Source organism: Variovorax nitratireducens, assembly GCF_051216545.1.
GTDB lineage: Bacteria > Pseudomonadota > Gammaproteobacteria > Burkholderiales > Burkholderiaceae_C > Variovorax.
This window is the reverse complement of the sequence record NZ_JBPJZO010000001.1, coordinates 355,697-369,518: the sequence shown is the minus strand read 5'-3', so window position 1 is coordinate 369,518 and position 13,822 is coordinate 355,697. Positions and strand designations below refer to the sequence as shown.

Below are 13,822 nucleotides of genomic sequence, written 5' to 3'. Positions count from 1 at the left end.
CACCGCAGAGCCTGTGCACGCTCACGTCTGGCGCGGCTCCGCCCTGCCGGCCGCCGGATCCGATGGCTGAAGCACCGGCAGCGCTTCGGCACGCTGCAGCCCCGCCGGGGACGAGCCGCCCTGCGTGCCCGGCGTGCTGCGCCAGGGATGCAACCAGAACCCGAGGCCTGCGATCAGCCAGGCCACGCAGGGCAACGCGCTCCAGCCCGGCCAGGTTTGCAGTTTCAAGGCCACGATCAACACGCGGCACAGCGCCGCAACGGCCAGTGCCGAGAACACCAGCCCGACCGGGGAGGCCAGCCGCTGTGCGGGACTGCGCGCCAGCGCCACGCCCAGGCCGGTGTGCAACGCCATGCCCCACGCCGCCCCGGCGATCAGCTGCGCCGCCAGAAAGAAAACCTGGATGCCGGTGTGCACCGCGATCGGCGCGGCCAGCGCGCCGGCCCAGAGTGCGAGCGCCCCGCCGCGCATGCGGAATGGCGACGCCACCAACTGCATCGAGATCAGCAGCCCGAGCGCGAAGCCGCCCCAGAACAGCGGCACCCACAACGAGCGCGCCCAAGGCATCGGCGAAGCGGCCGCGAGCAAGGCCGTGTGCCACTGGAAGCCGAGGCCCGCCAACAGCAGCACGGCCGCCATCAGCACGATCGGGCCGCGCCGGGCATCGCCGGGCACGGTGTCTCGGTGCGGCAGGGGCCAGGCATCGGCGCGTACCGCGACCAGGCCGGCCAGCGCGATGCCCGCGGAGGCCACCGCGAAGGGCCAGAACGGGTCGCGTTGGCGCAGCCACTCGGTGAGCGCGGGCCCGGCGGCACCCGCCATGGCCACCAGCCCCAGCGTGACCCCGACCGCCCAACCCTGGCGCGTCGCGTTGCCGATGCGCCCCAGCAGCGACAGCACCGGCGCCCGCAGGAACGACGTCACGATGGCCCAGCCCGCAATGAATGCGATCAGCCGAACAGAGCCATCGGGCCCGGCCACCCACGGCATGGCCGCGAACAGCAGTGCCGATAAAACCGAAGCGATTGCGATTCCGGCACCGAGCCTTCGCCACATGCCGGCAATGCGATCGGCGAAGACGGCCGAGCCCCAGTCGCTCACCGCGAACAGCGCCTGGTCCAGCACGAGGATCCAGATCACGCTGGTGCGCGGCAGCCCCACGCTGGCGACGAGGCCCGGCAGGAAAAGCACATACAGCGTCCACGAAAGTGCCAGCAGCGCGTGCACCAGCCCGACCCACCAACCCAGATACGGCGACGGGCCCGGAGACGCAGTCATGCGATTCGCTGCCGGCCTGCTTCAGCCGGCGCGCAGCCTGTCGAGCGCCCGATCCAGAAAGGCCAGCCGATCCTGGCCCCAGAAGCGTTCGCCGTTCAGCACATAGGTCGGCGCGCCGAACACGCCGTGCTCGACCGCCTGCGCGCTGTTGGCGCGGTAGGTCGCGAGCGTTTCGGCGGCCTGTTCGAGCGCCTGCAGCGCCGCGCCGTCGTAGCCGTTCTCGTCGGCCACGGCGATGCGCACGGCCGCGTCGGCGGTATCGCGCTCTTCCGCCCACAGCGCGCGCAGCAGCGCATGCGACAGCACCTGCGCGTCGTGCCCCTGCAACTGCGCGGCAATCACCATCCAGCCCGGGTACTTGTTCCAGTTGGGGTCGCTCGCCTCACCCTTGGGGTAGTGCGCGGGCGCCAGGTTCAGCGGCATGCCGAGGTGCTCGCGCCAGCGCGCCAGTTCCAGCGCGTGGTAGCTGCGGCGCGGCTCGGGCCGGGACTTGAGCGGAATGCCGCCGGTCTGCGCCGCCACGACCTGAAAGTCGTAAGGCTTCAGCACCAGCTTGACGTGGTGGCGGCGCACGATGTCCTGCAACTGCGGGCCACCGAGGTAGGCCCAGGGCGACGAAAGGCTGTAGTAGCAGTCGAGCACGATCATGGCGCGCATTGTTACCCGCAGCGCGCGTCGGCGATACGGCCGCTGGCCTTTTGCAACGCCGGTATAGGCCGAACGACCAATCGGCGAAACGCGCATGGATTCGCACAATCGACGCCATGCCAAATCTCATGCTTCCCCTCTCGGGCGACGTCACGCAGTCGATCAACCCGTGGACCTGGTTCGTCAAATCCGTGGGCGGACAGTTCGGGCTGATCAACATCAACATGGGGAAGTCGGCCGACCCCGTGCTGGAGCAGCAGATCCTCGACGACGTCGGTACCTACGGCCGGCAGCTCGGCCAGATCGGCGACGCGCTCGCGGTGCTGCTGAAGCACGTGAAGCTCGACGCACTGCAGCCCGACGAACAACGCGCGCTCGATGCCTTCCAGCTGCAGCTGGCCCAGATCGAACGGCTCAAGGCAAAGCGTTGAGCCAGCGCGACAGTTCGTGCTTGCCCTTGGCATTGGCCGCGCGCCAGGCCTGCCGCGCCGCGGCCACGAAGCGTTCTTCGGCCGCATCGGGCACGTCGGCCACGAGTTCGGCACGATCGAGCCAGCCGGCCTCGACCTCGCAGTGACGCTCGATCTGCCGGGCCAGCGTGTCGCCGATCGGGCGCGAGCTCTTGATCTGGCTCCACATGCTGGGCGACACCTCGAGCTTCTGCGCAAAGGCCTGGTCGAGGCCCTTGGCCGGCAGCCCGGCGGCGATCGCCTGTTCGAGAAAACGGCGATGCAGCAACAGGGCATTGCGGCGGCGCGTGACGGTGGTGTTGGGAGGCACTGTTCGAAAACAACAACGAAGCGAAAAAGTATTGTCGGGGGCGTTGACGCAGTCGTAAAGACTATTTACAGTTCATCCACTCGCGGACTCATCCGCACCCTGAACAACCATCACCGAGCCCATCGTGAAAACCAACGCACTGCACCTCACCAGCGTCCGACCCGCATCGGGCCGGACGTTCGTGCATGCCGCACCGGGCGGAGTCAGCGCTTAACAAAAAAAGAACAGCGCCACCTCCCCTCTCTGTTTTCAGAGGCCCGGACACCGCAAGGTGCCGGGCCTTTTGTTTTTTTGTTCTTTTCATTTCGGGTGTGCCTTCACCCACCGCCAGGTTCAGCCGCGTGGACGGTCTGGCCGGATGTGCAGGGACTGATCCCCCTTGTGCAGCGATGCATCACGAGGCCGCGCGCCGGATTGGCGTGCGACCGGTCGCGTGAGGACACAACCGAAATGAAAAGGAAGCCACAAACCGAGCGGGACAGGGCCATGCAGATGGTTCTCCCGCGGAAACCGGCCGCAAAGATTGGGCGGCGCCGGAACCCGTAACCGGACATTTTTTTCCTCTTTCCCGCGTTAGCTCAATGGATCAGAGCACTTGCCTACGAAGCAAGGGGTTGCACGTTCGAGTCGTGCACGTGGGGCCACGTTTTTCTTTACCTTCACCACAGGAGCCACCATGCGCAAGCGCCGTCAGACCCCGATCCGCACGATCGCCGTGCTGCCGGCACCGCCTGCGCGCAGCCGCATGGTGTCTGCGCTGGTGCGGCTGCTGTCGCACACCTTGCCGAAGGACGAGCCCCGCATCCGCCGCGACGCGCTCGACCGGCTGGATCTCGACCAGCGCGTGCGCGCGCTGGGTGAGTGGTGAACAGCAGGCGCCGTTTTCAGTTTCATCATGTTGTGCGTAGCTCAATGGCAGAGCCGCGGGTTGTGGTCCCGCTGACGACGGTTCGATTCCGTTCGTGCAACCCACCGGACAACATCGCCTCGCAGCGCGTGATCGCTGCCAATGGTGGCGTACTGGTTGCGGAATTCGTCAAGCCGCGCTCGCTCGGCGGGACACCGGAGCTGCGCTTTCGCATTGCACTCGCCTGACGCAACGCGCGCACCGCCATCATGGCGTCAGCTTGGCCGCCAGGTAGCCCAGGAAACACGCAATCCGCGCCGCCGGTTGCGTGTTGAGCCGTCCTAACCCCTGCGTGCAGCGGCCCAGGCGCGCAGGATCTCGACGGCTTCGGCATCACACCGTTGTTCCGCCGGCAGCGCACGCGCGCCGAACGGGGCGCCGGCTTCGGCGCGCAGCGCCTCCACGTCAATGGGGTGGCGCGCCGCGACCGGCACACCTTCGAATGCGGCGCCCGACTGCACCATCGAAGCCGCGTAGTAGAGCTGGCCGATGCCCGCGATGTGCATCGCTGCCGCGCACAGCGCGCAGGGCTCGCACGAGGTGTAGAGCGTGCAGCCGGCGAGGTCGACCGTCTTCAGATTGCGGCAGGCATCGCGGATCGCCTCGATCTCGCCGTGCGAGGTCGGGTCGACATGCGCCACCGAATGGTTGAAACCCTCGCCCACGATGGCGCCATCCTTCACAACGACGGCGCCGAAGGGTTCGGTGCCGGGCGTGTTGAGCGCCTGCGCAGACAGGGCCAGGGCACGCTGCATGAATTCGTCGCGGTACATCGTCATCCCATGCCCTCCAGCACCGAAAGGATGTTGCCGGCCGGGTCGCGGAACCAGGCGATCACCGGCCCGCCCGGATCGCGCGAGATGCCGTTGGCGTCGGTCTTCACCCCCCCAGGCACGTCGTACACCTCGAAGCGCACGCCGCGGCGCTTGAGTTCGGTCACCGCCTGATCCACGCTCTTCACCGGAAAGTTGAGGATGGTGAAGCTGGCCGGGGTGTGGTCGGGCTTGGCATACACCAGCACGTCGGTGCCGCCACCCAGGTGCAGCGTCATCAGGCCGTCGGACTCGGCCACGTCGAGCCCGAGCGTCTCGCCGTAGAAGGCGAGAGCCACGGACATGTCGTCCACCGAAAAGCCACTGAAGGCTTTGCTCTTGCTCAGCATGTTTGCCGCTTCCATGTTGAATCGATGCCGACGTTGGCGGTCAGTCATTGTGGCGTGCGCCGCATCCCCCTGCACTCCCGATAATGGCGCGATGGTTCGCCCCGGCCAACAACTCCACCCCCATCGTGACCCGGCACCGCTGCTGCCGGCCGCGACGGTGTTGCTGTTGCGCGATACAGCCGACGGCATCGAAGTGCTGATGACCCGGCGCTCCGAACACGCCAGCTTTGCGCCGGGCGCCTATGTGTTCCCGGGCGGGCGCATCGACGACAGCGATATCGAGGCCCGCCCCATTGCCACGCGGCGCCGCACCCAGAGCCGCCTGCAGCTGACCCAGTCGATCGCCGCGATCCGCGAGAGCTTCGAGGAAGTGGGCGTGCTGCTGGCGCGCCATCCCGGTGGGCGCATGGTCAGCGGCGCCGAGGTGGCGGCGATGGACCGCAGCACGCCGCCGGCCATGTCGCTGGCCGCCCAGTGCGCGGTGCGCGGGCTGCGGCTGGCGAGCGACCAGGTGTTCACGCTCGCGCACTGGATGACCGACCGCGACCTGCCGAAACGCTTCGACGTGCCCTTTCTGGTGGCGCGCATGCCCGAGGATCAAGTGCCGGTGGCGGACGAAACCGAGCAGTTCGAGCCCTGCTGGGTGCGCCCGGCCGATGCGCTGGCGCGTTTCGCACAAAAGCGCTTCGTCATGCTTTTCCCGACCGTGCGCACGCTCGAGCGGCTCGCCGCTTTCGACAGCGTCGACGCGGTGCTTGCCGTCTGCGCGCGTGAGCAGCCGCTGTGGACGAGCTGCCCGCGCGCCGGGTTGCTCGGCGGCAAGGAAGCGCGCTACATGGAGCACGAGGCGCCCTACGGCGAGCTCGCGCTGGTCTGCCCCGACGGCCAGATCCTGCATCCGCTCGACTGGCAGTGTCAGGAGCCGGTCAGGCTGCTCAAGAATGTTCAGCGCCTCACGGCGAACAACCCGAGCGCGATGACCGGGCCGGGCACCAACACCTGGATCGTGGGCGATGCTTCCACCGGCTACATCGTGATCGACCCGGGGCCGAACGACTTCGACCACATCGGCCGGCTCTGGCGCCTGACGCAGGGCGACATCCGTGCGATCGTCTGCACCCACTCGCATGCCGACCATGCGCCGGGCGCGCTGCCGCTGCAGGCACTGTGCCGGCAGCGGCCGCCGATCCTGGGCCTGCCCTCGGCGCCCACCGCACGGGCCTCGGCGCGCTTCACGCCCGACCGGGCGCTGCAAAATCAGGAGCGCATCACGCTGACAGGGCGGGCGCAGCAGGCCGATTCGGTAGTGAGTGCCACGCACACGCTGCGCGTGATCCACACGCCAGGCCATGCCGCCAACCACCTCTGCCTGCTGCTCGAGGAAGACGGCCTGCTGTTCACCGGCGACCATGTGCTGAACGGCAGCACCACCGTGGTCGACCCGCCCGACGGCAACATGACCACCTACCTCCACTCGCTGGATCTGCTCGACGAGGCCTGCGTGACGCACGGTGTCGAGTTCATCCTGCCGGCGCATGGCTATGTGCTGGGCCAGGCGCGGGCGGCGATCGCGCGGCTCAAGGCGCACCGCATGAAGCGCGAGGCCAAGATCGCCGCCGTGATGCGCCAGTTGCCCGACGGCACGCCCGAGGAATGGCTGGAGCTGGCCTACGACGACGTGCCCTCGCGCATGTGGCCGGTGGCGGCACGCTCGCTCGAAGCCCATGTCGACCGCATCCGGCTGCTGACCCGAATATGAATCGACCCATGACTGACGAAGAAGGTATCCGCCTGGCCAAACGCGTGGCGGCGCTGGCCGTTTGTTCGCGCCGCGAGGCCGAACTGCTGATCGAGAGCGGCGCCGTGCGCGTCGACGGCCGCGTGGTCGAAGTGCCGGCGCACCGCGTGCGCGACGCGCAGCAGGTGGAGATCGAGACCGGCGCGCGGCCGAGCGCCGTGGAGCCGGTGACGCTGCTGTTGCACAAGCCGGCCGGCATCGCCTTCGACGCACCGCTGCCGAAGCTGCTGGTGATGGCGCAGCACAGCGAAAGCGACCGCTCGCAGCGGCCGCCGCTGCAGCGCCACTTTGCCGGGCAGCACTGCTTCACCCCGCTCGAAACCGGCGCCAGCGGGTTGCTGGTGTTCACGCAGGAACTGCGCGTCGAACGCAAGCTGGTGGAAGACGCCGGGCTGATCGAAAACGAAGTGATGGTCGACGTGGCCGGCCCGGTCGATCCGCGCGCGCTGCACCGGCTCAACCAGTCACCGGTGATCGACGGTCGCGCAATGCTGCCGGCCAAGGTCAGCATCGGCCGCGAGGCCGACGGGGTGACCGGGCTGCGCTTCGCAGTCAAGGGCAGCTGGCCGGGCCAGATCGCGCAGATGTGCGACATGGCCGGGCTGCGCATCGTGGCGATGAAGCGCATTCGCGTGGGCCGGCTGCCGCTGGCCGGCCTCGCGCCGGGCGAGTGGCGGTTCATGGCACCGAACGAACGTGTCTGACCTGAGGCTCACGCCCGGGCGCAGCGCACTCGCCGGCGTCGGCGCGCTGGTGGGCTGGCTCGCGCTGGCGCTGCAGCTCGTGCTGTCGATCCAGCTCGCGCTCGGCAACGCGCGCTCGACTGGTTGGGGCGTGTTCATGTACTTCGGCTACTTCACGGTGCTGACCAACGTGCTGGTGGCGGTGGTGCTCAGCGCCGCGTGGACGCGCTCCTGCGCCGCCTTCTGGCAGCTCTGGCGCCGGCCCGGAGTGACGACGGCAGTCGCGACCTCGATCACCGTTGTCGGCCTGGTCTATTTCTTCGTGCTGCGCCACATCTGGGCGCCGCAGGGCCTGCTGTGGCTGGCGGACGTGCTGCTGCACTACGTGATGCCGTTGCTGTTTCTGCTCTGGTGGTGGCAGGCCGTGCCCGCGCGCGCGCTGCGCTGGCGCGACCTGCCGTGGTGGTGGGCCTACCCGCTGGGTTACCTCGTCTATGCGATGGTGCGCGGTGCGATCTGGGGCGTCTACCCCTATCCCTTCGTCGACGTCGCCACGCTCGGCCCGGGGCGTGTGGCGCTCAACGCAGTGGGCATCCTGGCCGGCTATTCGGCAATCGCGCTGCTGCTGATAGTGGTGGGCCGGGTCAAGCCCCGGCCCTGATCCGGCGGTCGGAGCAGGCCGGTAGACTCCCGCGCAGGAGGGAATTTTTCATGAACGACGACACGCCGGTCGCACAGCCGCGCCCGCCCATCGAACAACATGCCGTGCGCTTTTCGGGCGACGGCGGCGAGTATTTCGGCGTCTGGATGGTCAACGTGCTGCTGACCATCGTCACGCTCGGGCTCTATACGCCCTGGGCGCGGCGCCGCACCGTGCAGTACTTCTACGGCCACACCGAGCTGGCCGACAGCCCGTTCGAGTTCACCGCGCCGCTGCGGCGCATGGTGATCGGCTTCCTGCTGTTTGCCGCGCTCTACGTCGCTTTCGAGCTGGCGTCGAACACCGGCCAGGACACGGCCGTGGCAGCGATGCTGGTGGTCGGCGCGGCGCTGGCGCCCTGGCTCTGGGGCAGCGCGATGCGCTTCCGGCTCGGCCACACGCGCTGGCGCGGGCTGCGGCTGCAGTTCCAGGCCAGCTGGGCCGAGGTTTACCAGGCGAGTTGGCCGGTGTTTGCGCTGGCGGCGCTCTGGCTGGCGCTGGGCTTTGCCCTCGACCGCATGACGCCGCCCGCGCCCGCACCCGCCGGGGCATCGACGCTGGTCGCGCAAGCCCAGGCCGCGCCCGATGTCGGCGCGCAGCAGGAAGACGAAGAAGACACGTCGTCCATGGCAGATGACGGGGACGACGCGAAGCTGCCCAAGTTCCCGGTCGTTACCCCCGCGATGTGGGGCCTCGGGCTGCTGGGCGTGGTGCTGAGCCTGCTGTGCCTCATCCGCCTGGAATACAACTACAAGAGCCTTCTGGTGCGCCGCACGCTGATCGGCTCGCAGGCCGGCCGCTGGAAGCCGGTGTACCGCGACTTCGTGCGGATCTGGCTCGCGAGCGTGGCCGTGTTCGTGCTCTCGGTGGCGCTGATCATCGGCGTGGTGGCGCTGCTGGTCGTGTTGTTCGGCGGGCTGGCCCTGCTGTCGGGCTCGCGCCCGATGGGCATGATGGCCATCGTGCTCGTGATGGCGCTGCTGTTCGGCGGCTTCCTCGCATTCTTCCTCGCGGCCACGCCTGCGCTGGCCTACCGCGAGGCCCGCATGTTCCAGCTGATGTGGAACAACATCGGCGTGAGCGACATCGCGCGCTTTCGCACCGGGCTGGGCACCGGCGCCTTCGTCTGGCGGCGCGTGCGCAATTCGATCTTCAGCGTGCTGACGCTGGGTTTCTACCGGCCGTTCGCACGCATCAACGAGTACCACATGAAGAGCGAGTCGGTCACGCTGCACCTGCGCGGCGGACTGGAGCCGCTGGTGGGCCGGCTGAGCCAGCAACAGCAGGACGGCTTCGGCGATGCGATCGGCGACGCGGTCGGCTTCGACCTGATCAGCTGACGGCATGGAGCCCCTGCTGCGTGCGCGCTGGTTCGATGGGCTGAGCAGCCAGGCGCAGCCCGTGCTCGTGGGCCTCGTGCCCGGCCCGCGTGGCCCTGCGCTCCATCTGCACCCGCTGGCCGCCGGCGGGGCAGCCCCCCGCGTGTTCGCGCACGGTGAAATCGGCTGGCCCGAGGCATGGAATCCGCGGCGCGCCCAGCGCACGGTGGTGGTCGACCTGCGCAGCGGCGGCAGCCTCGAAATCGACGATGGCGCGCAATGGCATGCCGCACTCGAAGCGGCCGGCGGGCGGCCGGGCCTCGCGCAGCGCATGCAGACGCACTGGCGCGTGTTCGCGACGGTGCTGGTCGTCGCGGTGCTCGGCCTCTGGGCCTTCTACCGCTGGGGCACGCCCTGGGCCGCGGCGCAGTTGGCGCGGCACGTGCCTCTGGGCTGGGAGCAGCAGCTGTCGGCCGAGGCGATGCAGGAACTCGACGCGAGCTACCTGAAGCCGAGCAAGCTCGCGCCCGAACGCCAGGCCGAGCTGCGCGCGGCGTTCGACAGCCTGGTGCGGCAGATGGGCCCGGAGTTCGCGCGCTACCCGGGCTATGCGCCGACCATGACGCTGGCGTTCCGCTCGGGCATGGGTGCCAACGCCTTCGCATTGCCGGGCGGCGCGATGGTCGTCACCGACGGCCTGGTCGAGGCCGCGCGCAAACGCGGCCTCGGCGACGATGCCCTAGTGGGCGTGCTGGCCCACGAGATGGGCCACGTGGTGCACCGGCACACGACCCGGCTGGTGGTCGAACAGGGTGTGCTCAACGTCGGGCTGGGCCTGGCGATGGGCGATGTGTCGAGCATCGTCGCCACCGGCAGCACGCTGCTGACCGGCCTGGCCTACCAGCGCAACCACGAGGCCGAGGCCGACTGCTTCGCCGTGGCACTGATGCGCAAGGCGCAGCGCCCGCTGGCGCCAATGGCCGACCTGCTGCTGGCGATCGACGGGCCGGAAGAAGAAAAAGAAAGCAAAAAGGGGAAAGACGACAAGCCGAAAGCCACGCCGCCGTCATCCACTTCGTCCGCGCTGGCCAACCTGCTCAGCAGCCACCCGGCCACGGCCGAGCGCGCCCAGCGCATGAAATCGGGGCAGCTGCAGGGTTGCACCGCGCCCCGGTAAAAAAAGTGTGAAGCCCGCCGATAAGCCGGATTCTGTGCGTGGACGCTTCCTTGCGGTTGCGCCCACGTGACCGCCATTAATCTGGGCCGCCGGTCACCCGGACGGCTCGATGCCACCTACCCGCCAGCTCAGCGGAACCACCTCGATACTGGCCTACTTGGTGTTGCTGCGCGCAGAGATTGCCCGTTTCACCCGGCGCCGGGTTGCCCCTTTGCCGACTCGTCTCTGTTGCTCTGATCCTCACCTCACGGTGGAGAGTCGTTAACTCCTGCGCTGTCCTGTGCAGTCCGGACGTTCCTCCAGTGCGCTCTTTCGAGACTTGCACCAGCGGCGGTCTGGCGTGCTTCACGGAACGGATTATCTCGCCACAATGGCGATCCACTGTTTTGATGATGCCAGGAGACCCTCCCATGAAAGCCCAGAACATCCTAGAGACCATCGGCAACACGCCGCACATCCGCATCCAGCGCCTGTTCGGCGCTGCGAAACAGCAGGTCTGGATCAAATCCGAGCGCGCGAACCCGGGCGGCTCGATCAAGGATCGCATCGCCCTGTCGATGATCGAAGACGCCGAGAAATCGGGCGCGCTCAAGCCCGGCGGCACCATCGTCGAGCCGACCTCCGGCAACACCGGCATCGGCCTCGCGATGGTCGCGGCGGTCAAGGGCTACAAGCTGGTGCTGGTAATGCCCGACAGCATGTCGCTCGAGCGCCGCCGCCTGATGCTGGCCTACGGTGCAACCTTCGACCTGACGCCACGTGCCGGCGGCATGAAGGCCTCGATCGCGCGGGCGGAAGAACTCGTCGCAACCACGCCCAATTCGTGGATGCCGCAGCAGTTCAACAACCCGGCCAACATCGACGTGCACGTGCGCACCACGGCCGAAGAGATCGCGGCCGACTTTCCCGATGGCATTGACGTGCTGATCACGGGCGTGGGCACCGGCGGCCACATCACCGGCTGCGCGAAAGTGCTCAAGGCGAAATGGCCCAAGCTCAAGGTGTTCGCGGTCGAGCCGGTGGCCTCGCCGGTGATCTCGGGCGGCGCGCCGTCGCCGCACCCGATCCAGGGCATCGGCGCCGGCTTCATTCCGAAGAACCTCGACGTGAGCCTGCTCGACGGCGTGATCCAGGTCGACGCCGAGCCGGCGCGCGAGATGGCACGCCGTTGCGCGGTCGAAGAGGGCATGCTGGTCGGCATCTCGTCCGGCGCCACGCTCGCCGCCATCGCGCAGAAGCTGCCCGAATTGCCGGCCGACGCGGTGGTGCTGGGCTTCAACTACGACACAGGCGAGCGCTACCTGTCGGTGGACGGCTTCCTGCCGGCGCTGCCGGCCTGACGGGCGGGCCTCATACCGGGTCGCGTTCAAAGATAAAGAACCCTGGCCTTTGGCGGCAGGCATCGCGCCCGCGCTTCGTGCTTGACGTTTCGGGGTTCGTTCAGGGTAGGCCGACGGCGGTGGGTGACCCCTTCCGCGAATGTCCCCCGGCCTGCGGCCTCCTCCTTTATTTCGCTGCAGGGGCCACCCGCCGCCATCGGCCTGGACACGCTCGTGGTGCTCAGCGCGAGACGGTCACGCCGCTTCCCGGATCAGGGCGGTGGGGCACGCTGCCTGGCCTAAGATTCGCACCTTGCTTGATAACCACGAGCCGCACGATGATTCGCCTCTCCGAAATCAAACTCCCGCTGGATCCGCCTTCCGATGCGCTGCCGCGCGCGGTGCAGGGCCTGCTCGGCGTCGAAGCAGACGCCGTCGCCCACATCCATGTGCACAAGCGCAGCTTCGATGCGCGCAAGGTCGACCTGCTGCAGGTCTACATCGTCGATGTCACGCTGGCAGACCCCGGCCGCGAAGCCGTAGTGTTCGCCAAGCTGGCCGGCAACCCACGCGTGACGCCGACACCCGACATGGCCTACCGGCTCCCGGCGCAGGCACCCGCCAGCCTGCCGGTGCGGCCCGTGGTGGTCGGCTTCGGCCCCTGCGGCATCTTCGCGGCGCTGCTGCTGGCGCAGATGGGCTTCAGGCCGATCGTGCTGGAGCGCGGCAAGACCGTGCGGCAGCGCACCAAGGACACCTGGCGCCTGTGGCGCAAGAACGTGCTCAACCCTGAAAGCAACGTGCAGTTCGGCGAGGGCGGCGCCGGCACGTTCTCGGACGGCAAGCTCTACAGCCAGATCAAGGATCCGCGCTTTCTCGGCCGCAAGGTGATGGAAGAGTTCGTCAAGGCCGGCGCACCGCCCGAGATTCTCTACGTCGCGCACCCGCACATCGGCACCTTCAAACTGGTGAAGGTGGTCGAGACGATGCGCGCAGAAATCATCGCACTCGGCGGCGAAGTGCGCTTCGAGCAGCGCGTGACCGACGTGCGGATCGAAGACGGCCATCTGCGGGGATTGACCGTGCTCGACCAGGCCACCGGCGCCACCAGCGAACTGCGCTGCGACCACGCGGTGATGGCGCTCGGCCACAGCGCGCGCGACACCTTCGAGATGCTGCATGCGCGCGGCGTGCACATCGAGGCCAAGCCGTTTTCGATCGGCTTTCGCGTCGAGCACCCGCAGGGCCTGATCGATCGCGCACGCTGGGGTCGCCATGCGGGACACCCACTGCTCGGTGCGGCCGACTACAAGCTGGTGCACCACGCGAGCAACGGCCGCTCGGTCTACAGCTTCTGCATGTGCCCCGGCGGCACCGTGGTCGCGGCCACCAGCGAGCCGGGCCGTGTGGTCACCAACGGCATGAGCCAGTACTCGCGCAACGAGCGCAACGCCAACGCAGGCATCGTGGTGGGGATCGACCCGACCGACTTTCCCGGCGATGCGCTGGCAGGCATCGCGTTGCAACGCGAACTCGAATCCAACGCCTTCGTGCTCGGCGGCAGCGACTACCGCGCGCCGGGTCAGCTGGTCGGCGACTTCATCGCGGACAGGCCCTCCACCGCGCTCGGCAGCGTCGAGCCCTCGTACAAGCCCGGCGTGACGCCGGGCGACCTGCACCAGGCCCTGCCCGGCTACGCCATCGAGGCGATGCGCGAGGCCTTTCCGGCCTTTGGTCGCAAGATCAAGGGCTTCGACCTGCACGACGCGGTGCTCACGGGTGTTGAAACACGCACCTCGTCGCCCATCAAGATCACGCGCGGCGAAGATCTTCAAAGCCTCAACGTGCGCGGGCTCTACCCTGCCGGCGAAGGCGCGAGCTACGCGGGCGGCATCCTCTCGGCGGGTGTCGATGGCATCAAGGTGGCGGAGGCGGTGGCGCGCGGCCTGCTCGCCGAAGCGACCTGAAAAAAGAAAGCCGCCAGGCGGCGGCTTTCTCGTTCGTGAAACACCGCGGAACCGGCTTTGCCGGGCCGCTGGTGTTGCCCCCTG

General features: G+C 68.4%; 14 protein-coding genes, 2 tRNA genes and 1 other RNA gene. 11 read left to right on the top strand and 6 right to left on the bottom strand.

Features of this window, described 5'->3' with window-relative positions; all coding sequences use genetic code 11:
* Window positions 1-21 precede the first annotated feature (21 nt).
* On the bottom strand, window positions 22-1,278 hold the full coding sequence (locus ACSFA8_RS01780) for a hypothetical protein (protein WP_435477807.1): 1,257 nt from the start codon (window positions 1,276-1,278) through the stop codon (window positions 22-24).
* 21 nt (window positions 1,279-1,299) lie between these two features.
* Window positions 1,300-1,926: a 2-hydroxychromene-2-carboxylate isomerase gene (locus tag ACSFA8_RS01775; protein WP_435477806.1), complete on the bottom strand. Its 627-nt coding sequence runs from the start codon at window positions 1,924-1,926 to the stop codon at window positions 1,300-1,302.
* A 116-nt stretch (window positions 1,927-2,042) separates the two neighbouring features.
* Between ACSFA8_RS01775 and ACSFA8_RS01770 the strand changes: the two genes are divergently transcribed.
* Window positions 2,043-2,357 carry a hypothetical protein gene (locus ACSFA8_RS01770; RefSeq protein ID WP_435477805.1) on the top strand — a complete coding sequence of 105 codons (315 nt, stop codon included), beginning with the start codon at window positions 2,043-2,045 and terminating at the stop codon, window positions 2,355-2,357.
* Here the strand turns inward: ACSFA8_RS01770 and ACSFA8_RS01765 are convergent.
* Window positions 2,341-2,706 carry a hypothetical protein gene (locus ACSFA8_RS01765; RefSeq protein WP_435477804.1) on the bottom strand — a complete coding sequence of 122 codons (366 nt, stop codon included), beginning with the start codon at window positions 2,704-2,706 and terminating at the stop codon, window positions 2,341-2,343. The genes ACSFA8_RS01770 and ACSFA8_RS01765 overlap by 17 nt on opposite strands.
* Before the next feature lie 567 nt (window positions 2,707-3,273).
* Between ACSFA8_RS01765 and ACSFA8_RS01760 the strand changes: the two genes are divergently transcribed.
* The 3 genes from ACSFA8_RS01760 (at window position 3,274) to ACSFA8_RS01750 (ending at window position 3,678) form a co-directional block, all read left to right on the top strand.
* Window positions 3,274-3,350 (top strand) — tRNA-Arg (locus tag ACSFA8_RS01760).
* Window positions 3,351-3,382: 32 nt separating this feature from the next.
* Window positions 3,383-3,574, top strand: a complete 192-nt coding sequence (locus ACSFA8_RS01755) for a short-chain dehydrogenase (protein ID WP_435477803.1) — start codon at window positions 3,383-3,385, stop codon at window positions 3,572-3,574.
* Between the two features lie 30 nt (window positions 3,575-3,604).
* Window positions 3,605-3,678 (top strand) — tRNA-His (locus tag ACSFA8_RS01750).
* Between the two features lie 216 nt (window positions 3,679-3,894).
* Here the strand turns inward: ACSFA8_RS01750 and ACSFA8_RS01745 are convergent.
* The gene (locus ACSFA8_RS01745; RefSeq protein WP_435477802.1) at window positions 3,895-4,392 is read right to left on the bottom strand and encodes a nucleoside deaminase; all 498 of its coding nucleotides are present in this window, start codon (window positions 4,390-4,392) and stop codon (window positions 3,895-3,897) included.
* Complete coding sequence (locus tag ACSFA8_RS01740; RefSeq protein WP_435477801.1) at window positions 4,389-4,775, bottom strand: VOC family protein; 387 nt, start codon at window positions 4,773-4,775, stop codon at window positions 4,389-4,391. Before ACSFA8_RS01740 ends, ACSFA8_RS01745 begins: the two co-directional genes overlap by 4 nt.
* 91 nt (window positions 4,776-4,866) lie before the next feature.
* Between ACSFA8_RS01740 and ACSFA8_RS01735 the strand changes: the two genes are divergently transcribed.
* The 5 genes from ACSFA8_RS01735 to ACSFA8_RS01715 are packed head-to-tail and all read left to right on the top strand — an operon-like array spanning window position 4,867 to window position 10,452.
* Entirely contained in the window at window positions 4,867-6,534 is a 1,668-nt protein-coding gene (locus ACSFA8_RS01735) for an MBL fold metallo-hydrolase (RefSeq protein WP_435477800.1), read from the top strand.
* 8 nt (window positions 6,535-6,542) lie between these two features.
* Window positions 6,543-7,277: an RNA pseudouridine synthase gene (locus tag ACSFA8_RS01730; protein ID WP_435477799.1), complete on the top strand. Its 735-nt coding sequence runs from the start codon at window positions 6,543-6,545 to the stop codon at window positions 7,275-7,277.
* Entirely contained in the window at window positions 7,270-7,917 is a 648-nt protein-coding gene (locus tag ACSFA8_RS01725) for a Pr6Pr family membrane protein (RefSeq protein ID WP_435477798.1), read from the top strand. The genes ACSFA8_RS01730 and ACSFA8_RS01725 overlap by 8 nt, the downstream gene beginning before the upstream one ends.
* Before the next feature lie 50 nt (window positions 7,918-7,967).
* Window positions 7,968-9,296 carry a YjgN family protein gene (locus ACSFA8_RS01720; protein ID WP_435477797.1) on the top strand — a complete coding sequence of 443 codons (1,329 nt, stop codon included), beginning with the start codon at window positions 7,968-7,970 and terminating at the stop codon, window positions 9,294-9,296.
* Window positions 9,297-9,300: 4 nt separating this feature from the next.
* Window positions 9,301-10,452 carry a M48 family metallopeptidase gene (locus tag ACSFA8_RS01715; RefSeq protein WP_435477796.1) on the top strand — a complete coding sequence of 384 codons (1,152 nt, stop codon included), beginning with the start codon at window positions 9,301-9,303 and terminating at the stop codon, window positions 10,450-10,452.
* Between the two features lie 5 nt (window positions 10,453-10,457).
* Here ACSFA8_RS01715 and rnpB read toward each other — a convergent pair.
* An RNA gene (gene rnpB / locus ACSFA8_RS01710) (RNase P RNA component class A) lies at window positions 10,458-10,799 on the bottom strand.
* Between the two features lie 63 nt (window positions 10,800-10,862).
* Here rnpB and cysK point away from each other — a divergent pair.
* Both cysK and ACSFA8_RS01700 read left to right on the top strand, forming a co-directional pair.
* Window positions 10,863-11,792, top strand: coding sequence for a cysteine synthase A (gene cysK / locus ACSFA8_RS01705; RefSeq protein WP_435477795.1), 930 nt, complete (start codon window positions 10,863-10,865; stop codon window positions 11,790-11,792).
* 317 nt (window positions 11,793-12,109) lie between these two features.
* Window positions 12,110-13,738, top strand: a complete 1,629-nt coding sequence (locus tag ACSFA8_RS01700; RefSeq protein ID WP_435477794.1) for an NAD(P)/FAD-dependent oxidoreductase — start codon at window positions 12,110-12,112, stop codon at window positions 13,736-13,738.
* The last annotated feature ends 84 nt before the right edge of the window (window positions 13,739-13,822 follow it).

Coding starts and splice junctions, on each gene's coding strand:
- ACSFA8_RS01780 (WP_435477807.1), bottom strand. CDS start 1,278: ATGACTGCGTCTCCGGGCCCGTCGCCGTATCTGGGTTGGTGGGTCGGG.
- ACSFA8_RS01775 (WP_435477806.1), bottom strand. CDS start 1,926: ATGATCGTGCTCGACTGCTACTACAGCCTTTCGTCGCCCTGGGCCTAC.
- ACSFA8_RS01770 (WP_435477805.1), top strand. CDS start 2,043: ATGCCAAATCTCATGCTTCCCCTCTCGGGCGACGTCACGCAGTCGATC.
- ACSFA8_RS01755 (WP_435477803.1), top strand. CDS start 3,383: ATGCGCAAGCGCCGTCAGACCCCGATCCGCACGATCGCCGTGCTGCCG.
- ACSFA8_RS01745 (WP_435477802.1), bottom strand. CDS start 4,392: ATGACGATGTACCGCGACGAATTCATGCAGCGTGCCCTGGCCCTGTCT.
- ACSFA8_RS01740 (WP_435477801.1), bottom strand. CDS start 4,775: ATGCTGAGCAAGAGCAAAGCCTTCAGTGGCTTTTCGGTGGACGACATG.
- ACSFA8_RS01735 (WP_435477800.1), top strand. CDS start 4,867: ATGGTTCGCCCCGGCCAACAACTCCACCCCCATCGTGACCCGGCACCG.
- ACSFA8_RS01730 (WP_435477799.1), top strand. CDS start 6,543: ATGACTGACGAAGAAGGTATCCGCCTGGCCAAACGCGTGGCGGCGCTG.
- ACSFA8_RS01720 (WP_435477797.1), top strand. CDS start 7,968: ATGAACGACGACACGCCGGTCGCACAGCCGCGCCCGCCCATCGAACAA.
- ACSFA8_RS01715 (WP_435477796.1), top strand. CDS start 9,301: ATGGAGCCCCTGCTGCGTGCGCGCTGGTTCGATGGGCTGAGCAGCCAG.
- cysK (WP_435477795.1), top strand. CDS start 10,863: ATGAAAGCCCAGAACATCCTAGAGACCATCGGCAACACGCCGCACATC.
- ACSFA8_RS01700 (WP_435477794.1), top strand. CDS start 12,110: ATGATTCGCCTCTCCGAAATCAAACTCCCGCTGGATCCGCCTTCCGAT.